This window comes from Photorhabdus namnaonensis (assembly GCF_001684335.1).
Taxonomy (GTDB): domain Bacteria; phylum Pseudomonadota; class Gammaproteobacteria; order Enterobacterales; family Enterobacteriaceae; genus Photorhabdus; species Photorhabdus namnaonensis.
On record NZ_LOIC01000085.1, the window covers coordinates 14325 to 15768 of the forward strand.

General features: G+C 53.3%; 1 protein-coding gene. It reads right to left on the reverse strand.

Going from position 1 to position 1444, the window contains the following annotated elements; translation table 11 throughout:
• A partial coding sequence (locus tag Phpb_RS18870; protein WP_240492617.1) for a ShlB/FhaC/HecB family hemolysin secretion/activation protein occupies window positions 1-1275 on the reverse strand: 1275 nt, incomplete at its 3' end.
• Between the last annotated feature and the right edge of the window lie 169 nt (window positions 1276-1444).

Here is a 1444-nt window from a genome sequence, read left to right on the forward strand (position 1 = left end):
GGGCTGAGAAAACAGCGTTAACGGCCCGGCCAGCGTCGCCGAGAACTGGGTGATTTTAGGCAAGGCGGTCCCCTCATTGCGGTACTCTTCCGGCGCAGGTTGCGCGCCAAACCAGCGCATGCCCTGCTGGTAAGTCACTTTGGTATCCAGCGTCGCGCTGCCGATAAAGTGATGATGAGACAGCCCCAGCTTCCAGCCCGCGGTTTCCCGGCGCTGAACATCGACTTCGGTCTTATCAATAAAATTGCGCGAAGTCCGACGATAAATTTCACTGTTGAGCAGAGTCTTTTGGTCCGCGTTACGGTGCAGCACCCGGCTAAGCTGGACCGCCAGATTTTGGCTTTTGCCCCGGTATTGGATCGCCTGATTCAGCCCGGCTATCGTCTGGGTATAATCGTAATGACTGGCTGTAACGCTGGCCATCCAGTAGCCGAAGGGCAGGGAGTAGTAGAGCGTGTCGTTCTGGCTGCCCTTCCCGGCAGACGAATGAATATCGCGTCCCCCGGAGAGGTAGAACAAGTCACTTAACGCCAGCGGGTTATCCAGAAAAAAGGTCAATCCGCCCTGATAACGCCCGGTGCTTTTCGATCCGGTATCATCCAGATACGTGGCGACTCGCCAGTGCCGTGACTGACGCCAGTCCAGCACAATATCGCTCCCCCCCGGCTGCGCGGCCGGAACAATATTCATATCAGCCTGAACGGTGGGGAAACGTTGCAAGTTTTCTAATCCCTGCTCGATATCCCGTAAATCCAACAGCTTGCCTTCACGTGCGGGAAAGGGAGTGATGCGTTGAATGTAATGGCCGCTATCCGGGGTATAGCGGATATGCCGGATGTTGCCCGGTATCATCACCAGTTTTAAGGTTTGGGTACGCAAATCCTGGGGAGGAGCCAGAACCCGGCTGGTGACATAGCCGTGATTAATGAGCTGATCTTGCAACTGGGTTATCAGCCGGTTAATGCCTTTATCACCAAGGCAATGGTTTTCGCCCTGTTGGGCGACACGCCGGAACGGTAGCCAGTGCGGGAAATTTTCGGTACCGGCCAGCCTGATATGAGTGATAGGAAAGCACGGGGTTTCCACCACCAAGGCGGATGACGCCCCCGTTTCCGGTACCGACAGGTGAACCTCCGCAGGCGGCGGGGCTAATTGCGCCTCCAGGGCTTGCTGGCGGGCCTGTTGATGAATGAGTTGTTGATCTGCGATATCGGCGGCTTGACTGCCTGACACCACGCTACAAAAAACCGTGAATACTAAAATACTGCTTTTCATTGACTTTCTATTCCACAATGCCGAAGCAGCATTAACCACGAATTTAACTTAGCGATCAATATTTAGGATTGATTATTAGCTGGGTAACTAAAATAGAGGGAGTGGTTAAGATAGCAGCAAAAACAAGGGGTTATATTGCAAAGCAAAAAACAGGCCAATGTGATTATTT